Consider the following 18,156-nt stretch of genomic DNA (forward strand, 5'->3'; position numbering starts at 1 on the left):
ACCAATTAAAAATCTTCCGGTTTTAATCCATCCATCCCTATCATAGGGTCAATGGCATTCGTTAAAACCAATTCGGCAGTGAGTTTGAAATCTACCACTGCTGAACCAGCTTCATCACTCGCTTCTGTATCGCTATCGATAGTGGTTGACACATTTTCTGCTTGGTTTTCTTTACCGTCTTTATTGGCCTCGAGTTGAATGCTAGTTACCGTAGAATTTTCACTCTTAGATTCTTTGCTGTCAGCATCATTTTCCTCTTTGTCCTCTATTTCCGCTGCAACCGCCGTTGCCATCCGTTCATCAATATCCACAGCTTCCATTAAAAAGTCTTTCAGCTGGGTTTGCCGGCTAGCATCCACATTTTGAATAGCCGTTTGGAAGGCTTGCGGTTCACCACACATAATCAAGGACTGCTTCGCCCGAGTAATTCCTGTATATAATAAATTCCGCTTCAGCATCCGGTGGTGTTGCGGCACTAAAGGTACAATGACAATCGGAAATTCTGACCCCTGCGACTTATGGATGGACGTACAGTAAGCCAGCGTAATTTCATTAAAGTCATTACGTTCATACGTCACTTCAACCTCGTCAAATTGGACCACAATCTGGTCCACCTTGTTAGTCGTCTCCTTGGCAAAAAAGATAGCCACTATTTCCCCTAAGTCTCCATTAAAGACGTTTTTCTCGGCTTGGTTTTTCAGCTGCAAGACCTTGTCCCCAACTCGGAAGGTCTGTTCAAAATAGACGAGCTCCCGGCGTTTGCCGTCGTCATTAGGGTTTAAAACAGCCTGCAACCGTTCATTAATATGGTTGATCCCAGCCTGTCCTTTATAAAGTGGTGCTAGGACTTGAACGTCTCGTTTTTGATAGCCTTTGTCAACAGCCCGCTTAGCCACAATAGCTACTAAGTCTGCAATTTGATTCGCCTGCACCTTGAAGAATGATCGGTCACGTTGGTTCATCATCAAGTCTTTTGGGACAATCCCCTGTTTAATCTGGTGAGCTAATTGGACAATGGTCGACTGGTTTTTCTGACGGTAGATTTCATCTAATTCGCGTGTTTTAACCGTTTGTGATGACAACAAATCAGCTAATACTTGACCAGGACCCACTGAAGCTAACTGGTCTTTATCCCCCACAAAAATGACTTGCATAAACGAAGGGACACTCGAAAGTAATTTATAGGCAAGCCATGTATCCACCATGGACATTTCGTCAATAATCAATAAGTCAGTTTCTAGCTGCATGCCTGACTCTTCGCCGTCTTCGCTGTCATCCTCTTCACCTGTTAAACCAAGTAAACGGTGAATAGTTGATGCTGGCAGATGGATCATTTCAGTCATTCGTTTAGCGGCTCGTCCTGTTGGGGCGGCTAAAGAAATTGGAAAGGCACCTGGGTCATATTCTTCTACATTTAAGGAAATATTATTTAAACGAGCATACAATTGGACGATGCCGTTTAATACCGTTGTCTTACCTGTCCCTGGTCCCCCAGTTAAGATAAACATTTTGGAAGTTAACGCCTCTTTAATGGCTTTCTTTTGAGCCTGTCCGTATGAAATACCTAAGTCTTGTTCTAGTTTTTGGATTTCTTCGTCTAAATTAACACCCGGATATTGGGGTTGATACTGAGGTTGCTGCATTTGCCCCATCATTTTGGCAATACCCACTTCAGCAAAGTATAAAGTTGGCAAAGCAACTCGCCCTTCTTCAGATAAGATCAACTTACCTGTTTCATTCATATCTGAAATGGTATCTTGAATGCGTTTGGCTTCAATAAATTGTGACTGCCCGTGCATCAAGACTTCTTGGGTTTTCTCAATCAGTGGCTGCTCCATCACAAAAGTATTCCCTGATTCAAAAGTGGCTAAGTTTAGGACAAACATGACACCCCCAGCAACCCGGACTGGTGAATCCAAGGGGAAGCCAATATTTAAAGCGATTTGGTCTGCTTTTTGAAAACCAAAACCGCGGATATCGTCGATCAAAATATAAGGATTTTCTTCAATAATTTCGACCGCTTCGTTATGGTAGAGGCCATAAATTTGCCCAGCCAACCGCGATGAAAAGCCCATCTCAGCTAGCTTAACGAAAACTTGTTCATTCCCTCTTTGTTCAACCATCCGCTCATGTAGCATAGTTCTAGTCTTTTTAGACAAACCTTTAACCACTTTTAAGGCTTCTGCATCATTTAAAATAGTATCAATGGTTTGGTCGCCAAAAGCATCAACAATACGACTGGCTATCGTATCCCCAATTCCTGGAAATTGTTCGGATGATAGAAAGCGAATTAACCCTTCTTTAGAAGTGATTTTCTGCGCTTCATAAGAAGTTACTTGGAATTGGACACCATATTTAGCGTGGTCCACCAATTTACCTTTAAAATGATAGGTCGTCCCGTCCTGGATAGTTGGGAAGTTTCCCGTCATCACGATTTCTTTTTCTGAATACATGGTATTGGTTTCGTCTATTTCAACTGACATTACCCGATAAAAGTTGCTTTCATTAAAAAAGAAGGTCGCCTTTACCTCACCTATGACATAATCTTCACTTGTTGGTTGATTCTGATTTTGTCGCATGTTGGCTGCTCCTTCCTCGTCTTAGTAATCTTACATATTATAGCATATTCAAGTAGTTCAGAATGGATAGATTTATAGGTCCCTAAGTCATTTTGCCTATTGAAATATAATAAAAAAAAGACGTGACCATGACATCACGCCTCTTCTATGTTAGTTTGAATTGTTTGAATAGTTGATTGAAGTGTTTAAACGTATTGCAATTCTGCTACTTCTGAATTTTTGAAAGCAGCATCAATTGTACCGCCACCTAGACATTCTGGACCGTCGTAGAATACAACTGCTTGTCCAGGGGTGATTGCACGTACTGGTTCTGCAAAAGTGATTTTCGCAGTCCCATCTTCATTGATATCAACATGGACTTGTGTATCTTTTTGACGGTAACGGAATTTCGCTGTGCAATCAAAAGAAGTTGCAGTAAATTCGTCATCGACAAATGATAGGTCACTCGCCATTAAGTAGTCTGCATATAATTTATCGTTGTGGAAGCCTTGGCCAACGTATAAAACGTTTTTAGCTTGGTCTTTCCCTACAACAAACCATGGTTGATCAGATTCGCCACCGCCACCGATGCCTAACCCTTTACGTTGGCCGATTGTATAGTACATCAAGCCCATATGGTCACCCATTACAGTCCCATCTTCAGCAATCATTTTACCAGGTTGTGCTGGTAAAAAGTTACCTAGGAATTCTTTAAAGTTCTTTTCACCAATAAAGCAAATACCAGTTGAGTCTTTTTTCTTAGCAGTTGCTAAGCCTGCTTCTTCTGCAATACGACGTACTTCTGGTTTTTCTAAATGGCCTAATGGGAACATGACACGTTGTAATTGGTCTTGTGATAATTGGTTAAGGAAGTATGTTTGATCCTTATTATTATCTAAACCTCGTAACATGTGTACTTTGCCTTTAGAATCGCGTTCAACTTGCGCGTAGTGGCCAGTTGCAACATAGTCAGCCCCAAGTTCTAATGCATAGTCCAAGAAAGCTTTAAATTTGATTTCCTTGTTACACATTACATCCGGATTGGGTGTCCGGTCACGTTTGTATTCATCTAGGAAATAAGTGAATACTTTGTCCCAATATTCCTTCTCAAAGTTAATCGAGTAATAAGGAATACCGATTTGCGCGGCTACTGCGGCAACGTCTTTGTAATCTTCCGTTGCTGTACAGAAACCATTTTCGTCTGTGTCATCCCAGTTCTTCATGAAGATACCGATGACATCATACCCTTGTTCTTTCAGTAATAAAGCTGTCACGCTGGAATCAACGCCCCCACTCATACCGACTACCACGCGGGTATTTTTGTTTGGATTATTTTCTACCACAACATCACCATCTTTCTGCCATAATTTTACGATTGAAGGTCGTATATTAGGTTGTTAGTAGAGATTATAAAATCACAAGTACAGATTATACAGGCTATAGCAAAAAAAGCAAGCAATACGCTTACTTTTTTCGAGTACATTTATCAGTTATAGTTTATACAACTTCTTCAAGGATCCCCATAGTGACCATATCCGCTTGTAACCGTTCAACCGCTTCTTGCAGTGGTGCCATCGAATCGTTTTTATAAACATTCACCACTTGCATGCCGTTCAAATTGGTCACGGTCATAGAAAAACCATCAAGGCTGCTATTCACTTTCATTTTGAATAAAACTTCACGGCTATCATTAAATGATGCGGTTACTACGCGTTCGAATTCAAAGTTCCCATGTTTACCCTCTTGGAATCCGTAATCTCTAAGGGTATATTTCTTCACTGTATCCGCTAGTTTAAATTTCTTGCTAGCGCCTTTTAACTGGACACTTGCTGTCATTGCCATAATCTGCTCTCCTCCACTAGAAATCAAAACGACTATTTAATTGAAGCAAAAATATCTAAAATTTTATCAATATCTGAAAATTCAGTTGGGTCCCCAAAAGAAAGTCGTAAACTTTCTGCGATTCGTGGCGAATCCCCCCCGTACATAGACACAAGCACACGTGATGGTTCAAGTGATCCTGCTGTACATGCTGAACCTGCTGATAAGTAGGCATCTCTTAAGTCTAGTTTGATTAAAACTTGATCAGATGGGTGACCAGGCCAATAGATATTTAAGACATGGGCCAATTCTGCTTCAGCCGGACCATTGATTTGGAAGTCTAAGCCACGTTCCTGAGCGCCCTCCAAGAAATGTTGACGCAAGGCCTTGAAGTGGTCTTGGTGCTTGTCCATATTGTCATATTGTTTTTCGATTGCCTTAGACATGCCCAAAATTAAAGGTAAGGCTTCTGTTCCTGCCCGATGTTTATTTTCTTGGTTACCCCCGCGTACATAAGGGGCAAAATCCGCCTTAGCATTACGGTAATACATAAAGCCTATTCCTTTTGGCCCGTATATTTTATGGGCAGACATAGATAAAGCATCGATGTGCATTCTTTCGACGTCTAAAGGAATATTCAAATATGTTTGGACAGTATCTGTATGGAAGAAAATATCCTTTTCATGTAATAGCTCACCAATAGCTTGAATGTCTTGCAAGGACCCAACTTCGTTATTCCCGGCCATAATGGATACCAAAATCGTGTCTTTTCGGATGCTTGTTTTCAATTCTTCAAAGTCAATATGACCTTCTTCGTCGAATTCTAGATAAGTCACTTCAAAACCTTGTCTTTCAAGGTGACGCATAGTTTGGTAGACAGAAGAGTGTTCTGCAGCGGTCGTAATTAAGTGTTTACCCTTATCCGCTAAACGAGCAACAGTTTGGTTGATGGCTGAATCATTGGACTCGGTCCCACCAGACGTAATGATAATATCATCCGCATCAGCGTTAAGGGTACGCGCAATTTGTCTGCGGACACCCTCCACCTTCTGCTTAGATTCACGCCCAATCTTATACAAACTTGAAGCATTACCGAAATCATCATGCATGGCTTTTGTAATGACTTCAATGACTTCTGGGTCAACTGGCGTTGTTGCGGCGTAATCTAAATAAATGCCTTTCATTATTTTCCTCCCGTAAATTTTATTTTCTCTGGGAATAGGAAGCTTAACAGGTCTTTTGTAATCCGTTTCCCCTCTCCCATTGCTGGGTAAATATGCATCATCATCATTGGGTTAAAGTTGGCTTCAATTAATGCATAGTTATCTGCACTTGCTGGCTGGTGAATGTCTTCAATCATTAGGTCTAATCCGGTAATATTCACCCCTAAAACAGCCGCCATCTTCACAGCAATTTCCTTATAAGAATCATGCATATCGGCTAAGACTTCAATAGAATCTCCACCTGTTGAAATGTTTGAATTCTCTCGTAAAATTACTTGTTGCCCTTCAGGCACCACATCCGTTGGTGTAAAGCCTTGTTGTTTCAAGGTATTCACTTCAATATCCCCTAATTGGATGATTTCTAGTGGCGAACGGTGGTCCCGTCCTCGTTTAGGGTCTTTATTCTTTTCAGCGACTAATTCTTCAACTGTTGACTGACCATCTCCAATCACATTAGCCCCTACACGGTTGACAATAGACAGGACTTCCCCTTCTTGCACGTAAAAACGGTACTCAGTGCCAAATGCAAAGTCTTCGATTAAAACTGTATGGTCTTCTTTAAAGGCGATATCTAAAGCTGCTTTAAATTCGTCCGCCGTCGCGCCTTTCTTAAAGATTGAAATCCCAATCCCCATATTGGTTGATTTTGGTTTAATCACAAAGGCCTTGTCTTGGTATAAAGCTGCTACTTTCATCGCTTCATCAAATTGGTTAAATTCTAAACTTTTTGGTACATGAATCCCGTGCTCGGCTAATAAAGCCTTAGTGACTACCTTATTTTCCATTACATAGTGGCCAATATAAGGGTCTTTGCTGGTAATGTTAGCATTCTTCACGATTTCTTTGTGGTTCTTGTATTCTAGACGAAGCATCTGGTCATTCCGGTCCAAAATAGCCATTTGGTAACCTTCTTGGATAGCGTCGAACATCAAGATTTGTGTGGATAATTCCATATCTTCAAAACCACCTAAAGCATAAGGTTTAGCCCAGGCTGACTCGTAGACCTCTTCCGCGAATTGACGCCCTGCTTCTAGGTAGCCATCAACATCTTTCATAGTCGTCATCATTTGGCCAGCTGGCGTTAATGCTGGGTCTTTCATCCGGTCTACCATTAATTGTGTCGTTTCAATAACTGATTGATCAGCTTCAATCGCCACTAACATGTCTTGCATGTCTTGCAAAATAGCTAACCCTTCGTCCATAGCTTGCGTTTTTTGGAAAGTTTCTTCTTCAGCAACTTTAGTTTTCAAGTCAATCCCGTAATGAACATCTGCCATATCGGCATCTTTACAAGACCATACTAAGTACAAGATGAAGTATTTCATAAAGTCAATGTCAGTTGCTTTAATCCCGTAAGCGGCATCCGGTTGAATATCTAACAGTCTAAATTCTAGGTACTTAATCCCATTATTCAGTAAAGACCGGGCTTTGTTGGCACCACGTAATCGAACATTTGAGTAAAATTCTTTCTCAGCGATTAATCGGCCTTCAGTCACGTTGGCCTCTAATTGCGTCACATAGTCCTCTAAATTGTCATAAGTAAAAGTCACATCATTCTTATTGATATATCCTAGACGTGAGTTTCGAATTGACCGCACTGGGTGTGCAAATTTATCTGATGGCACACGGAAAAAGCTGTCATCCGCAATTGGCGCCGCCCCAAATAAATAAACTAAAATCCACTGATAACGTAAGAAATTACGAGATAAACGTAGGTAGAAATCAGATTGGAAATCTTTTAGCGATTGGCTATTGCCGTCTACTTTTTTCGCTTCTTCATGGACTAGTTGAATGAAAGCAGGTGAAATCTGCATATTATAGTGAATACCAGAAATCATCTGCAATTTTTTACCGTATACTTCTACTAAATAGTCCCGGTAGTCAACAGCAGCTGGATCTTCTAAATCTGCCACTTCAATCAAGTCATCCACCGGCAAGGCAGGTGGCATTGAGTATGGCCAGATCCGTTCATTCTCCGTTAATGACTCAATCGCCACTTCATGTATCGCTTGCAACCATTCCATGACATGGTCCGCAGAATAAACTGGTGGTGTCACCAATTCTAATTGAGATTCCGCAAAGTCCCGTTGAATATAAAATGACGACGTTGACCCATCCACTTTTTTAGGGTGCGGGGTTAAGGCCAACTGCCCCTCAGGTGTAATCCGGTGACCCTCTCGTTCAATCCCTACCGATGCCTCTTTGAAGGCGTGGCGAATCTCTGCTTGTTGAATGAATGACTGTAACCAATTCATATGTAATCTAACTCCTCATCTACTCTTCTACCATCCGTATAGCAATGGTTGTTCGACTTATTTTATCATTAATGTGCCTGTCAGACCATTTTTCTGTCTTACTTTTTTATTGGAAAACGAACGTATATTCGCTAACCTGCATTACCTATGTTATAATTAAGGGAAGTATAGTCAAGAGAGGAGCCATGTAAATGCCACAAAACAATCCCTTAGCCTTTCGCATGCGACCGCGGTCAATCGAAGAAGTTGTCGGCCAACAACATCTGGTTGGAGAAGGCAAAATCATTTTCCGAATGGTAAAAGCCATGCAATTATCATCCATGATTCTATATGGACCGCCGGGCATTGGGAAAACGTCGATTGCCTCAGCCATCGCTGGGTCAACGAAATATGCCTTTAGAAAGTTAAATGCCGCTACAGACAGCAAGAAGGACTTACAAGCGGTCGTTGAGGAAGCTAAATTTTCTGGCGGTATCGTCTTATTACTAGACGAGATTCACCGACTAGATAAAACAAAACAAGACTTTCTACTACCTCATTTGGAATCAGGATTGATTACTTTAATTGGGGCCACAACTGAAAATCCCTTTATTAACACCAGTCCAGCCATCCGGTCTCGGGCCCAAATCTTTCAATTAGAACCACTGGATGAAGCAGATATTAAAACTGGTTTAGAACGGGCCTTAACCGATAGTGACCGCGGATTGGGCAGTTTTCCAGTTGACATTGATGACAATGCTATCGATCACTTCGCCCATGCAGCCTTTGGTGACTTGCGGTCGGCCTTAAATGCCCTAGAACTAAGCGTTAAATCAACAGATGAAAATGCGGATGGCCGTATCCATATTACTTTGGATATCGCGGAAGAAAGCATGCAGATGAAATCATTCTCCCACGATGCAGACGGAGACATGCATTACGATGTCATTTCAGCCTTTCAAAAATCTATCCGCGGAAGCGACGTGGACGCTGCTCTCTTATACGCAGCACGGTTAATTGAAGCCGGTGAATTAACTATTTTATGTCGGCGACTACTCGTCATAGCTTACGAAGATATTGGTTTAGCCAACCCACAAGCAACTGAACGAACGGTAGCTGCAGTTCAAGCGGCCAACCAATTAGGCCTACCAGAAGCTCGGATTCCTTTAGCAAATGCCATTATCGATTTAGCCCTATCGCCTAAATCCAATTCGGCCATTGAAGGAATTGACGCCGCCCTTGCTGATGTACGGGCCGGTAAGTCTGGTATCATTCCAAAACACTTAAAAGATGCCCATTATAAAGGGGCAGAAAAATTAGGTCACGGCAACGAATATAAGTTTCCACACGCTTACCCTAACCACTGGGTAGCCCAACAATATCTACCAGATACCCTGGTTGGTAGACGGTATTACCAAGCTGGAGACACCGGGAATTACGAACGGGCTTTAGCTGAAAATCGCCGTAAACGTGAAGGTAAATAATCACTTATAAATATTAAATTTATAGTAATTATCGGCTTTTTCAGGTCCTAAAACTTGAAATTATCCTCAAAAGATTGTATGATACTTATAAGAAGAATTCCTCTGTAGTGTTCGCGATTTCTTTACATGTGTTGACCGAACAATTAGCTATCTAGGGGACTGCCAAGGTTTATGGATATAACGCCTCGTCACGAGGACTGTTGAAGTAGATATGTGGTTCCCACCTGTATATCAATGCGGGTTCAATACAGATAGATCTCATCACGGCACATAACGGAGCTCTTTTATAAAATTAACTTTTTAGAGGATGCGTTTATCGCATCCTTTTTTGTTATGGAAAAAATCCTCGGAACTAATATTGGAGCATTAGCACCGAGGATTTTACTCTCTAAATTTCAAATTTATTATGTATGTTGTTCCAGTCATTAGTAAATTGAGTCACAGCATGATTAATATTAGCATCAGCTAAAAATGCATCAACAACATCCGTGCCAACTGTGACGAATTCTGCACCTGCTAAATTTGCCTTTAGAACTTGATCAACGTTCTTAAAACTGGCTGCCAGAATTTTAGTTTCACTATCAGTTCTTTTGATATTTTCATAAATATTACTAATAGCTTGGTAAGGATCAGTATTTAAATTTGACATCCGATTCACATATGGCGCTAAAAAATCAGCATTTAATTCAGTTGCTAGAATTGCCTGAATTTCATTATAAATGGCAGTAGCCGTTATCTTAACCCCTTGTGCTTTCAAAGTCTTAATCGCTGCGAGTCCGTCCTTATTCGCTGGGATTTTAATATATGTATCTTCCCCGATTAATCTTTGAATTGTCTCAGCATCTTTTAAAATCCCTTCATAATCACTGGCAATTGTTTGAACATGCATAGATTTGTCGGTTCCTATGATTTCTCTAATCTGTTTGATATGCTGCGCAAAATCAATTTTTCCTTCTTTTTTTAATATACTAGGATTAGTAGTAACCCCTTCAACAGGAAGGTATTTAACGTACTCTTGTATTTTTTCAATATTTGCCGAATCAATAATTAATCTCATTTGCTTCTCCTTAAAATCATCTGAACTGATCGATAGGAATTTGTTTAAAACTAGTTACGATTTGATCTGCAGCTGACAGGTCCTGATCAGGATAATCAGGGTTGTTGAACCCAATTGTGTACATACCAGCAGCTTTTCCAGCTAACACACCATTTTTCGTGTCTTCAATCACTACACAATCTTCTGGTTTACTGTTTAGTAAGTCTGCTGCAAGTAAGAATACATCCGGTGCTGGTTTAGAATTTTCAACTTCTTCTCCACTTACCAGGTATTTAAAATTATCATTTAAATCTAAACTGGACATCACATGGTTGATATCTTTTTTAGGTGAAGAAGAAGCTACAGCCATTTGAAACCCCGCATCTGATAATTTTTTTATAAAATCTTGTGCCCCTAGAATGGCCTTCACACCATCATTTTGAATCATGAGTTTTCTTTTGTGATTCATCAGTTTAATATATTTATCAATACTCAAAGGTAGTCCAAGTTCATCTTTCATAGTTTGCCACATATATTCGTAAGTGGTTCCCATAAATTGATATTGATAAGATATGTCTTTATCAAATCCTGCTTCTTTAAGAATCTCCGTTTTGGAATTTAAATATGTGTATTCGGAGTCTGTAATAACGCCGTCCATATCAAAAATTATATTCTTCAAGCTATACATCCTTTCAGACAATTACACTATTGAGATTTCTGAACCGTTTTCAACATTTGGAATAGGCTTATCTTCCACATATAATGTTCCTGCCAACTCAGGCGATACCGCTCCATCAAACTTAATCGTAATATGGCCCAATTCTTGTAAATTTTTATTCACAACATTACCAACAGCCGTTATTTGGAACTCATGACCTTCGATTACAACATATTGTCCTACTTGAATTTCTTCGGAAAGATTAGCCTTTTCAATTCCATAGCAATAATCTGCTAGGTCCGCTGGCGCATCATCTCCAAATAAAATCATCATTTTCTCTTCTTTAAATAGTTCGGCTTCTGAACCAATATTTAAAATTTTAGTTTGATAAATACTCAATTTAATTTTCCTTTCTATCTATATAATCCGAAGCTTGCTAACCAAGCCACTACAACACGGGGAACACCATTAATAAATCTAGAGTATAGTACTGCAGGTACACCTACTTCTACCGTTTCTGAATCTGCTTCAGCTAACCCCAATGCAACTGGAATGAAGTCACAACCATTTTGTGTGTTAATCGCAAATAATGCTGGTAAAGCTAATTGAGGTGGAATATTACCTTTACCGATTTCAACCCCAATTAATGCACCAATTACTTGAGATACTACGGCTCCAGGTCCTAATAAAGGTGATAGAAACGGAACTGAACAGATGAAACCAATAACAATCAAGCCAAATACATTACCAGCTAAAGGTGCCATAAAGTTCGCGATGATATTACCTACTCCCGAACCTTGAATTAACCCAATAATTAAAGATACGAATGCCATAAATGGAATCACAGTAGTCAACATGGTTTGCACTGCTTCACGAGCAGATTGGTTAATTGTAGACATAAAGCTACCAACAGCTAAACCTATTTTCCCAATAATACCACTACCGCCTTGTTGGGTCATTTTTTTACTAGTATCATATGTAGGTTTCTTTTCATCTTTATTATGAGTCGATGCAGTTTCCTCTGATACAAGTGGCTGTCCTTCTTCACTTTCTTGATATAATTCAATTTGGCTATTACTTACTTTTGAAACATAAATATCTTCAGTAATATACTGTGCTAAGGGGCCAGCTTTACCAGTTGGAAGGACATTTATTGTTGGTATACCCTTTTTAGGGTAAATACCACAGCGCAAAGTCCCACCGCAATCAATAATTGCTAAAGCAATTTCGTCATCTGGAATAGAAGTCTTAAATCCATTAACAGCTTCCATACCTGTTAATTCTTCAATTTTATCGACGATAGCAGGTCGTTCTCCACCACCAACTACATAAATGAACTTGTGCTTCTGCTCTGTCGGTGTAATAACAAGTGGTCCACCAAAGCCACCACTGCCTTTTGAAACTTTAATACTTTTGTATGTTGTCATAATGAATTCCTCCCTTTACACTACCGTTTTAGCATCTTTACTCAACTGTACACCTTGAGATTTACATAGTCGCTCAGTAATAAAGTCAGTTGACCATCCACCAATGAAATTCATGACTAACCCAACTAATAAGTAACGTACTGCTAAGTCCATCTCATTTAATCCTAAATCAATTACTCCTTGTGCGATCCCCAACCATACAAATAGTTCTCCTGGATTTATATGAGGGAATACACCATTGCTAGTATGGCAAAATTGCATCTGTGATGCGATAAAACTTGGTTTATAAAATTCAGGTAGGAATCGTCCCATAGTCATCGACATTGGATTTCCTAACATGAAAGCTGAAACAAATGGTAATACTAAGTAGCGTGTTACTGGATTTTTAGCGGATACTTCAGCTAGTTTTTCCACTCTCTCTTCACCTAAGAAGTTAACAATTGCATTCATCGCTACCATTAACATTAATACCAGCGGTACAATTGAAGTCATCATGCCAATAAAGGTATCTGCTCCTGATTGAAATAGGTTCATGAAACTTTCTGCAAATTTAACTATATAATTCATTCTTATATCCTCCCGTTCAATTTACTAACTAATTTTGATTTGTAAACATTCATCATATCCATCATTCTATCTACTTGACCAGTAGTCTCTGGTTCATGGTATTTACCTGCATCCACTAATACGAATAAATCCCGTGCATTTTCCATTGCAAACTGAGTGAGTTTGTTTTCTTTTTGGACTAAAGGATGATGTTTATCAATAAAATGTAGATTTTGACCGACATACTGGTCTATTTGTTTAAATTTAGATAATACAGTTACTCCCTGCATTAAATAAGCATCAAAAATTTGACCATCATCGTTGATACCAAAGAAAACGATAGTACCTGCTCGAACTTTTCCAGACTTACGTCCTATTGCCACTTTTCCTCTGCTTCTAATATTTTGATATATTTTGTTAAAATTTCGAATTTGGATGTAACCAAATATCGTCTGTAGTACAAACGCACAAAACATTATTAGACCTACAATCAGTATGTTGTCCATAAAATTTAGTCCTCCATTATTATTTGCCGTAAATTGTCTTCGGAATCAACATCAGATAATTTCTTAATCAAATTCGAATCACTACTGATCCTGAAAATAAAATCGTAAACATCCAAAAGCAAATTATTAATTTCTTCATCTGCATTATTGGGAATTGCTAAAAGAAAGACAAATTTTGGAATATCATTTGTATCCTTATCGTATTTCCCAAAATTTAAAACTATCTTTCTATTTTTGAAATTCAAGGCGTGAGGCATGCCAATTGTAGGATCAAAAATAGTAGATTTCATATTTTCTCTTTCTAAAATACTGTCCTTAAAATTATCATCCACCAAGTTTGCTTCAATCAATTCCTCGGACATTTGATTAATAAGATCTAGATAATTTGAATTGGCAGAGATTTTAGATATAACAAGTTCCAACTTGTTATCAGAAATTAGAGAGTTTTTCTCAATCTTTCTCCACTGTTCTTTAACAAATGAATCATTCACTATAGAATTCATCTGTATAACAGGCACCTTAGTATTTCTTGTTCTTAATGGTATTGTTGTAAATATAGCAAAATATTTATCCAACGTTTCATCGGAAACTTCTTGCTGTGAGTATGCTGTTACATGAACATCATGTCCGATTACTTTTTGCAGCTGGTTTTTAATGATCAAGGCCGTTCCCATCCCCGTATGACAAATCACTGCTATATGTCGCTTATTTGGTACACCGTTTCCACTAAGTTCCATTTCAAAATATAGGGTTAAATAATTAATTTCAGCTTTAGGAACATCTCTACCTACTACATCTGCAATTGTTCTTGATGCTTCTTCAGCAATCGCATATGAGGAAGGATATTTCTCTGCAACTTCTTCAAAAAATAAATCGTTCATATCCAGCCGCATAACTAACCTGTTAGTGAGGTGGGTTAAGTGATACCGCATGATATCGAAAAACTGGTCCTTAGATATAGATATTGAAAATACTTGCTCTACATTTTCAATTATTTGATTAAATAAATGTCTAGTCTTGTTCATGTTATAAACTTTTTTAATCCCGCTACCTTGGTTAAACACATTAAGCGGGTAAACAATAAAGTCCAACTCAGTTGCACTCAAAGACATTTCAAAATTTTCTTCAATTAGGTAATGTATGTATTCAAAAAATTCTGTGTCTTTTATAAAATTCTCATAATAAGGATTGATAGATTTGAGCAACTGTTTATTTCTAACTCTTAAGATACTTACTTCTATTACACTCGTTAACAATCTCGTGATATGGGCTGGTATATCATTCTTATGACAATAGGAAGATAACAAATTCTTAAAAGAATCAGTTACTAGTTCAGGTGGGAAATATTCCATGACATAATTAACATAAATTAGGCGTATGTCCAATTCTTCACCAATAATTACTAAGCCATTGTTAGTCTTTCCTATAATTTCTACCTCATAATCAGATATAATTTTTCGTAGCGTAGATATATTATTTGAAACTGTTCCCCTACTAACCATCATTTCTTCCGAGAGTTGATCAATCGTAATTATTTCTTCTTGTCCAATTAACCGTTTTAAAATATACGCCATTCTCTTAGTTGTAGAGTTAAAATCACTTTCTCTTTTTAATTTTCCTGCTAGTATTTTTTCATATTCATTGATATCAAAAACATCTAAAGTATAAACGCCATCTTCAGTACTGATTGATGCAATTTGATCTAGCTCATTATTTAATAGATAGATATTTTTTGATAAAGTTTGACGGCTAATCTCCAATAAATCAGCCAATTCTTTTTGCTTTATACTTTGATAGTTATCCATAATTTGTAAAATTTGGTACCATCTATTAATAATTGCCATTTCAAATCATCCTAACCCCTAGTTTTTCCACCAGCCACATTAATTGTCACACCAGTAATATAACTTGATTTATCTGAAAATAGATATGCTACTAAATCTGCCACTTCTTCTAGTTTTCCACTTCTACCCAGTGGCGTAGTAGATGTACTAGAATAGCCCTCTCTTAATTGTTCAACTGTGATGTTTCTAGTATAAGCTAATGATTCTTCATAAGCTAACGTTCTTAAACCTGTTTCTTCCATTATACCTGGCGCAATTCCGACAACACGTACACCGTGCTTACCTAGTTCTTTTGCCCATGATCTTGTATAACTATAAACAGCCGCCTTAGTTCCTGCATATGGACTTTGTCCTTCCGAACCTTCTAAACCAGATTCTGAACCCATATTAATAATTACACCAGCATTTTTGTTTACAAGTACTCTTCCTACCGCTTGTGCAACCAAAAATACACCCTTCTGATTAATAGCTAACATTTTATCAAACGTTTTTTCATCTAGTTCATATTTACCATGTGGATCTTTTGGGTCTACCAAAAGTCTCGGAATGTTTATACCAGCATTATTCACGACACCATCAATCGTCCCAAAAGTTGCCACCACTTCATTTACAGCATTTTCTACAGCTAAAGCAGAAGTTACATCTGTTTGTACGAATAATAGGTTTTCATGTATCAGTCCATTATCCGAAATATCAAGATTTGCCACCTTTACATTCAACGCTAGTAACCTTTCTACAATAGTCCGACCAATTCCTGAGGAACCACCCGTAACTACTAACACCTTACCTTCAATATTTAACCAATCAGCCATCTAATTGCCTCCTTATTTATTTGATAGCTTTAGTTTAGCAAGCCCTTACATTTTTATTAATACAGGCTTTTTTCAACCTTGGTTAAATTTGTTGTATTAATCCATTTTTCGATTACGTAGGTTACAAGGTAAGAGAAGGAACCTTCTACAAAGTGAATCATTTTCGCTGTTTTTCATTTTTTTACCTATATAACTGCAAAATGATACTTAAGCGCTTACTTTATACTTTTTAAGTGCTATAATAAGTACAAAGGAGCGTGAGGAAAATGTACCAAGAATATTCACGTATATTAGCCCCAATTGATGGTTCGGACGAGTCTAGATTAGCGTTTAAGAAAGCTGCAGCTGTTGCTAAGCGTAACAATGCTACCCTAATTGTTGCCCATATTATTGACACCTCTGCTTTCCAAACAACAAATATGTATAATGAGGTCATTCCTGAAGCCGTTACAACACGTGCTAAAGCCATGTTAACTGATTATGAGGAAGAAGCGCGTAAAGCAGGGATTGAACGAGTGGAAACTGTGATTGATTATGGTTCCGCCAAGTACCAAATTTGCCATACACTAGCACCAGAACACAAGGCCGATTTAATTATGATTGGTGCGACTGGTTTAAATGCTGTTGAACGTTTATTTATCGGTTCTGTTTCTGAATATGTGATTCGTAATGCCCCATGTGATGTGTTAGTGGTTCGTACGAATTTAGACAATGAACAAATTGCTGACTAAATTTTCAGCAAAAGATTTATTCAAACAAAATAAACCGCCAACTAGCTGATGTCATGTCTCCTAGTTGGCGGTTATTTGGTTTGCGTAGTTTATTATAAATCTAAGATGGCTTGAATAGATAGTGCGATCCTTGGTACAAGTGAGGTCAAATCAGCTTCTTCCTCAAGGGTGTGGGCACCTGTTCCCACAATGCCCAAGCCGTCAACAACGGGAATGTCTACAAGGGATGCTAGAGAGGCGTCGGATGCGCCTTGGCTTTCAACCTTAGCTAGAGGACCGTAACCCATTTTGTCAGCCGTGGCGGAGTAATGGTCTGCTAATTGATCGACTTTATCGGTGTAAACCATGGCATCTACGCCCGATTCAATTTCAAATTTGGTCGTTGTATCTGCTATATAGGGTTCAGCAATAACGCGTTCGATGTCCGCGATAATTTCCTCTTTAATGGTCTGGTTTGGGAATCTCAGTGAGAAGTTTCCTTTGGCAGAACCTGGAATGGTATTGGCTGAAACGCCCCCCTTGATAATGCCGCAATTGATCAATTTCTTACGCGGGATATCGGTTAAGGATTCTAGGGCAATGACTTTCTGAGCTAATTCCACAACGGCTGACCGGCCAATTTCAACTTCCATACCGGAATGACCTTGGACGCCTTCGACGGTTACGTTCAGCATCATGCCACCTTGACGGCCGACCACAATTTTATCAAAGGTTGGTGTGGGCTCAAAGTTCAGCATCAATGCTGCATCCTGTAATTCCCCAATCATTTCCTGACGGGTATCTGAGTACCGGTGGAGGGTTTCTTCATCCGGAATAAAAATTAGACTTAGTGGGTGTTTTTGATAGCCCATTTCAATCAGGTTTTTCACCACATACATGGCGATGACGAGGCCACCCTTCATGTCCATAAGGCCAGCACCCTTAGCAAAACCCGGTTTATCAGCCAGCAAACGGAAGTGGTGGTTTTTGGTCACATCGGCATTAAAGACGGTATCCATATGACCTGATAAGACGATGGGTTTTTGGTCCTTGTTTTCGGAAGTTTTATATTCAGCAATCAACAAGTCCCCTGCTTGGTCATGGGGAATGGTCCGGGTGGTCATGCCAATACTTTCACACCATTGACTGATAATTGTCCCCACTTGATTGACACCAGAAATTTGATCAATCCCTGATTCTGTATTCACTAATTTTTCTAAAAAGGCGAACATGTCACTTTCTTGCCCTGCAATTAAATCCTTTAACGCTTCAATTTCCAATAAAACCCCTCCAAGAA

Annotated in this window: 16 protein-coding genes and 1 other RNA gene; 3 read left to right on the forward strand and 14 right to left on the reverse strand. The window is 38.9% G+C overall.

Features of this window, described 5'->3' with window-relative positions; translation table 11 throughout:
- Positions 1-5: 5 nt before the first annotated feature.
- The 5 genes from A6J77_RS00370 to gshAB all read right to left on the reverse strand — a co-directional run bounded on the left by A6J77_RS00370 (position 6) and on the right by gshAB (position 7,857).
- Complete coding sequence (locus A6J77_RS00370; protein ID WP_083067578.1) at positions 6-2,579, reverse strand: ATP-dependent RecD-like DNA helicase; 2,574 nt, start codon at positions 2,577-2,579, stop codon at positions 6-8.
- Between the two features lie 185 nt (positions 2,580-2,764).
- Complete coding sequence (gene mnmA, locus A6J77_RS00375) at positions 2,765-3,856, reverse strand: tRNA 2-thiouridine(34) synthase MnmA (RefSeq protein WP_102950037.1); 1,092 nt, start codon at positions 3,854-3,856, stop codon at positions 2,765-2,767.
- A gap of 199 nt (positions 3,857-4,055) precedes the next feature.
- Entirely contained in the window at positions 4,056-4,400 is a 345-nt protein-coding gene (locus tag A6J77_RS00380; protein ID WP_083067580.1) for a hypothetical protein, read from the reverse strand.
- A 32-nt stretch (positions 4,401-4,432) separates the two neighbouring features.
- Positions 4,433-5,563, reverse strand: coding sequence for a cysteine desulfurase family protein (locus A6J77_RS00385; RefSeq protein WP_083067581.1), 1,131 nt, complete (start codon positions 5,561-5,563; stop codon positions 4,433-4,435).
- Positions 5,563-7,857, reverse strand: a complete 2,295-nt coding sequence (gene gshAB / locus A6J77_RS00390) for a bifunctional glutamate--cysteine ligase GshA/glutathione synthetase GshB (RefSeq protein WP_083067582.1) — start codon at positions 7,855-7,857, stop codon at positions 5,563-5,565. Before gshAB ends, A6J77_RS00385 begins: the two co-directional genes overlap by 1 nt.
- A gap of 191 nt (positions 7,858-8,048) precedes the next feature.
- Between gshAB and A6J77_RS00395 the strand changes: the two genes are divergently transcribed.
- Positions 8,049-9,320 carry a replication-associated recombination protein A gene (locus A6J77_RS00395; RefSeq protein WP_083067583.1) on the forward strand — a complete coding sequence of 424 codons (1,272 nt, stop codon included), beginning with the start codon at positions 8,049-8,051 and terminating at the stop codon, positions 9,318-9,320.
- A gap of 96 nt (positions 9,321-9,416) precedes the next feature.
- Positions 9,417-9,604, forward strand: a non-coding RNA gene (gene ssrS / locus A6J77_RS00400) — 6S RNA.
- A gap of 104 nt (positions 9,605-9,708) precedes the next feature.
- Here the strand turns inward: ssrS and A6J77_RS00405 are convergent.
- From A6J77_RS00405 to A6J77_RS00440, 8 genes are read right to left on the reverse strand one after another with little or no spacing between them, the layout of a single operon-like run.
- Positions 9,709-10,377, reverse strand: coding sequence for a fructose-6-phosphate aldolase (locus A6J77_RS00405; protein WP_083067584.1), 669 nt, complete (start codon positions 10,375-10,377; stop codon positions 9,709-9,711).
- A gap of 16 nt (positions 10,378-10,393) precedes the next feature.
- Positions 10,394-11,044, reverse strand: coding sequence for an HAD family hydrolase (locus A6J77_RS00410; RefSeq protein WP_083067585.1), 651 nt, complete (start codon positions 11,042-11,044; stop codon positions 10,394-10,396).
- A gap of 12 nt (positions 11,045-11,056) precedes the next feature.
- Positions 11,057-11,413, reverse strand: coding sequence for a PTS glucitol/sorbitol transporter subunit IIA (locus tag A6J77_RS00415; RefSeq protein WP_083067586.1), 357 nt, complete (start codon positions 11,411-11,413; stop codon positions 11,057-11,059).
- Positions 11,414-11,427: 14 nt separating this feature from the next.
- On the reverse strand, positions 11,428-12,441 hold the full coding sequence (locus A6J77_RS00420) for a PTS glucitol/sorbitol transporter subunit IIB (protein ID WP_059348989.1): 1,014 nt from the start codon (positions 12,439-12,441) through the stop codon (positions 11,428-11,430).
- Between the two features lie 15 nt (positions 12,442-12,456).
- Entirely contained in the window at positions 12,457-13,008 is a 552-nt protein-coding gene (locus tag A6J77_RS00425) for a PTS glucitol/sorbitol transporter subunit IIC (RefSeq protein WP_083067587.1), read from the reverse strand.
- A 2-nt stretch (positions 13,009-13,010) separates the two neighbouring features.
- On the reverse strand, positions 13,011-13,493 hold the full coding sequence (locus tag A6J77_RS00430; protein WP_053083828.1) for a transcriptional regulator GutM: 483 nt from the start codon (positions 13,491-13,493) through the stop codon (positions 13,011-13,013).
- Positions 13,494-13,498: 5 nt separating this feature from the next.
- Positions 13,499-15,337 carry a BglG family transcription antiterminator gene (locus A6J77_RS00435; protein WP_083067588.1) on the reverse strand — a complete coding sequence of 613 codons (1,839 nt, stop codon included), beginning with the start codon at positions 15,335-15,337 and terminating at the stop codon, positions 13,499-13,501.
- 11 nt (positions 15,338-15,348) lie between these two features.
- Entirely contained in the window at positions 15,349-16,149 is an 801-nt protein-coding gene (locus A6J77_RS00440; RefSeq protein ID WP_083067589.1) for an SDR family oxidoreductase, read from the reverse strand.
- A 266-nt stretch (positions 16,150-16,415) separates the two neighbouring features.
- Here A6J77_RS00440 and A6J77_RS00445 point away from each other — a divergent pair, with 266 nt between their 5' ends.
- Positions 16,416-16,880, forward strand: coding sequence for a universal stress protein (locus A6J77_RS00445; protein WP_083067590.1), 465 nt, complete (start codon positions 16,416-16,418; stop codon positions 16,878-16,880).
- Between the two features lie 92 nt (positions 16,881-16,972).
- Here the strand turns inward: A6J77_RS00445 and A6J77_RS00450 are convergent, their stop codons facing one another.
- Positions 16,973-18,139, reverse strand: coding sequence for a M20/M25/M40 family metallo-hydrolase (locus tag A6J77_RS00450; RefSeq protein WP_083067591.1), 1,167 nt, complete (start codon positions 18,137-18,139; stop codon positions 16,973-16,975).
- Positions 18,140-18,156: the final 17 nt, after the last annotated feature.

The sequence above is a fragment of the Aerococcus viridans genome, from assembly GCF_002083135.2.
Lineage (GTDB): Bacteria > Bacillota > Bacilli > Lactobacillales > Aerococcaceae > Aerococcus > Aerococcus viridans_C.